The 363-nt window shown below is 44.9% G+C and carries 1 protein-coding gene; it reads right to left on the bottom strand.

Annotated features, from left to right (window positions below; genetic code table 11):
- Positions 1 to 324: DMT family transporter (locus ACNQ0T_RS23315; RefSeq protein ID WP_417930395.1), on the bottom strand; the 324-nt coding region annotated here is incomplete at its 3' end.
- Between the last annotated feature and the right edge of the window lie 39 nt (positions 325 to 363).

Below are 363 nucleotides of genomic sequence, written 5' to 3'. Positions count from 1 at the left end.
CAAAACAGCCACAGGCATGTTTGAAAATATAATGGAGGCAAGCCCGGAGCTGACATATGTTTCACCATAAATCATTAATGAGAAAGGAATGGCAAAATAAAAAATACAAATTACAAGCTGGAACAAGCGTTGTCCGCGTGGAAATAAAAGCGGTGTTTTTCTTAACCATGCAATGCCGATTAAGAATGGAGCTGCAAACATAAACCTCATCCCGGTTGCAAACACCGGAGGGATAGTTTCAGCGGCTATCCGCATAGCCAGCCATGTGGTCCCCCAGGTCAGTGAAACCAGCAGGAATAATACCAATATCGTCACTCTGCGCATAAGCTGTCTCTTATACACATCTCCGAGCCCACGAGACCA

The sequence above is a fragment of the Enterobacter cloacae complex sp.6700776 genome (assembly GCF_048284255.1).
Taxonomy (GTDB): Bacteria; Pseudomonadota; Gammaproteobacteria; order Enterobacterales; family Enterobacteriaceae; genus Enterobacter; species Enterobacter intestinihominis.
This window is presented reverse-complemented; position numbering and strand designations above follow the sequence as displayed.